Raw genomic sequence first — 3,479 nt, 5'->3', positions numbered from 1 at the left:
AAAGATAGGGGCGCGATGCATCGCGCCCCTATCTTTTTTAGCATCAATCAAACAAACATTTCCTTTTTAGCATTTTTTTGTTAGAAAGTATCCTGAAACAGTGAGAACTTTTGTTTCTGAATTTCGATATTTGTTGCGCGAATAGTATTTCGTTATTTTTACCATTCAAATGAGTCGTATGGCACAAAAAAGTAAAGTTCCAACTGGGACTTTTTCACCCAAAGAACATAAAAGAGCAACTATTGCTTACTGGCTGTTTGCCACGTTTCCGCTTTACTTCATTGCAGCTTTGCTTTTGTTTCAATCTGAAGACAACCTTCCGCCGGTTGCCATGCTGGATAATCCACCGGAATTATTGGCTTCTGTGATTATTGCAGATGACGGTGAAACGGAATTGGGAAGATACTGGAAGATCAATCGTACTTCGGTTGAATACCGGAAAATCAGTCCGAATGTGACAGACGCCCTGATTTCAACAGAAGACGAGCGTTTTCATGATCACTCAGGGGTAGATTTCAGAGCTGTAGGACGTGCGATTATCAATGTTGGTGGAGCCGGTGGCGCATCTACCATTACACAACAGCTTGCAAAACAGCTGTACACACTGCAACTTCGTGAAAGACAAGAGCTTGCACGGGCAAACGGTGAAAACATAGAATCAGGATCTTCGGGAAGAATCGGCAGAATGTGGGGACGTCTGAACGAAAAAGCACGTGAAAATATCATTGCAACGCGTTTAGAGGCACGATTCACGAAAGAAGAAATCATCACCATGTATTTAAATCAATTTGACTTTTTATACAATGCAGTGGGGATTTCCAATGCTTCAAAGGTTTATTTTAACAAGAAGCCAATTGAATTGAACAAAGAGGAAGCAGCAATGCTTGTGGGAATGTGTAAAAATCCCGCTCTTTACAACCCGTATACGTTTAAAATCAAGAATTACCGCATTTCTCTTGCCAGAAATAAAGGAGTAAGTCCTGAATCAATTACCGCAGAAGAAATCGCAGATGCCAGAGCTTCCGATAGTATCCGCGCGCTGACAAGACGCAACCAGGTATTGATGCAATGGTTGAAAAACTCCAACGAAGGAAATGAAGCATTACGCCAGCACCTGACGCAGGATGAGTATGACAAACTGAGCAAAAAACCGCTGATTACCAATTATCAGATCGTTGACCACAAACGCGGAATTGCTCCTTACTTCAGAGAATCTTTGAGAAACGAGGTTACGACATTGTTGAACACCAAAAAAGCAGACGGTTCCCTGGTTTATAAAAGAGAAGACGGACTTCCTTACGATATTTACAGAGACGGACTTCGCATTTATACCAGTTTGAATGCAGACATGCAGGCACATGCTGAATATGCTTTGGAAAGACATTTGAAAGAAACCTTACAGCCGCAATTCGACAGAAACAATAAGTCTGCGAAAAACTGGCCTTTCTCCAATTCGTTGTCCGATGCTGAAGTAAAAAGCATTCTGGACGCTTCCATGCGCAGATCCGATCGTTACAGAAACTTATCTGCTGCCGGATTAACAGAAGAAGAAATCAGACGATCCTTCTCCGAACCCGTTCAAATGAGGGTTTTCAGCTGGAACGGCGAAAGAGATACATTGATGACTCCGATGGATTCCATCAGATATTACAAGTCCTTTTTACAAGCAGGTTTACTTTCCATTGAACCGAGTACCGGATTTGTAAAAGCATGGGTTGGTGGTACCAATATCGACCACTTTGCTTACGATCACGTGAAATTAGGAAAACGCCAGGTGGGTTCGACCATCAAACCATTTGTTTATGCCGCTGGCATTACGATGAATGTGGTGAAACCGGGATTGGTTATTCCAAATATTTCCTATTGCGTAGACTTGTATGATCCGAACGGAAATCCGGACGGGCAATGGTGTCCGAGAAACTCTGACGGAAGCGGAAACGGTGGAACAATCTCCATTCAAAAAGGCCTTGCACTTTCCAAAAACAATGTGGCTGTTTACGTGATGAAACAAATGGGTGCATTGGCAGGACCGAAAACAGTGGCAAAACTGATGCGCGATATGGATATTGAACTTCGTGACCTGGATATCGTTCCCGCAATGTGCCTGGGTTCGATGGATCTTTCGCTTTACGAATTGGTTGGTGCTCAGGCAACTTTCGTTAACAAAGGAATTTTCAATAAGCCAACCAGTATTTTACGTATTGAAGATCGTTCTGGTCACGTCATTTACAGTGCGAAAAGCGTGTCGAAGGAAGCAATGAACGAAAATGTCGCTTATACGATCCTGAAAATGATGAAAGGTGTTGTTCAGGGCGGTACTGCAAGCAGACTACGCGGTGGTTCCGAATATGGAAACATTCCTTATCCGACAGCGGCAAAAACGGGAACAACTCAGAATAACTCAGACGGATGGTTTGTTGGTTTGACTCCGGATTTGGCAACCGGTGTTTGGGTTGGGGCAGAAGATCGTGGTGTGCGTTTCAGAAGTACGGAACAAGGCCAGGGAGCACGAACCGCGCTTCCGATCTATGGTTATTATATGAACAAAGTCTACAAAGATCCGAAGATCGCCATATCGACCACCGATTTTGAAGTCCCACGAAATTTTGATGCCTCGGTGTTTAATCTCACCGGTGCCGAAATTGAGCCGGCAGTAGCAGATACGACAAATGGAATTGTGGACGGAATAAACTTTTAGAAATGAATAAAGTTGTAAAAAACGTTGAAGAAGCCTTAGTGGGCATTGAAGATAACATGACCCTGATGGTCGGAGGATTCGGTTTGTGCGGAATTCCCGAAAATTCCATCGCACAATTGGTGAAGATGGGAACAAAAGGTTTGACGTGTATTTCAAACAATGCCGGCGTTGACGACTTTGGGTTGGGATTATTGCTTCAAAACAAACAGGTGAAGAAAATGATTTCATCCTATGTAGGTGAAAATGAGGAATTCGAACGACAAATGCTTTCCGGAGAACTGGAAGTGGATTTAATTCCCCAGGGATCTTTAGCTGAACGCTGCAGAGCCGGTGGAGCAGGAATTCCGATGTTCTTCACCCCTGCCGGTTACGGAACAGAAGTTGCCGAGGGAAAAGAAGTTCGTATCTTCAACGGAAAACCGCACATTCTTGAAAGTGCATTAACAGCTGATTTTGCGATTGTGAAGGCATGGAAAGGTGACACGGAAGGAAACCTGATCTTTAAGGCAACTGCCCGCAATTTCAATCCGATGATGGCTATGGCAGGAAAAATTACCATTGCAGAAGTGGAGGAATTGGTTCCTGCGGGTGAATTAGATCCGAATTTCATTCACACTCCGGGTATTTTCGTTCAACGTATTTTCCAGGGAGAAAAATTCGAAAAACGCATTGAACAACGCACCGTTCGAAGCAGATCTTAATTTCCCGGAAAACCTTATTTGATTATTGAGTTAAAATTACAATTATGGCACTAGATAAAAACGGAATAGCAAAACGAATT

2 protein-coding genes are annotated in these 3,479 nt (G+C 43.2%); both read left to right on the top strand.

The genetic code is table 11. From position 1 onward, the window contains the following. Positions 1-178: 178 nt before the first annotated feature. Positions 179-2,698, top strand: a complete 2,520-nt coding sequence (locus Q1V93_RS09885) for a transglycosylase domain-containing protein (protein ID WP_300664247.1) — start codon at positions 179-181, stop codon at positions 2,696-2,698. Between the two features lie 2 nt (positions 2,699-2,700). Beyond that, positions 2,701-3,399, top strand: coding sequence for a CoA transferase subunit A (locus Q1V93_RS09880; RefSeq protein ID WP_300664245.1), 699 nt, complete (start codon positions 2,701-2,703; stop codon positions 3,397-3,399). The last annotated feature ends 80 nt before the right edge of the window (positions 3,400-3,479 follow it).

Source organism: Fluviicola sp., assembly GCF_030151805.1.
Taxonomy (GTDB): Bacteria; Bacteroidota; Bacteroidia; order Flavobacteriales_D; family Crocinitomicaceae; genus Fluviicola.
The sequence above is the reverse complement of the archived record's forward strand: the minus strand, read 5'-3'. Positions and strand labels throughout refer to the sequence as shown.

Bases quoted from the DNA above. Each gene is read 5' to 3' on its own strand.
- Q1V93_RS09885 (WP_300664247.1), top strand. From the start codon at position 179: ATGGCACAAAAAAGTAAAGTTCCAACTGGGACTTTTTCACCCAAAGAA.
- Q1V93_RS09880 (WP_300664245.1), top strand. From the start codon at position 2,701: ATGAATAAAGTTGTAAAAAACGTTGAAGAAGCCTTAGTGGGCATTGAA.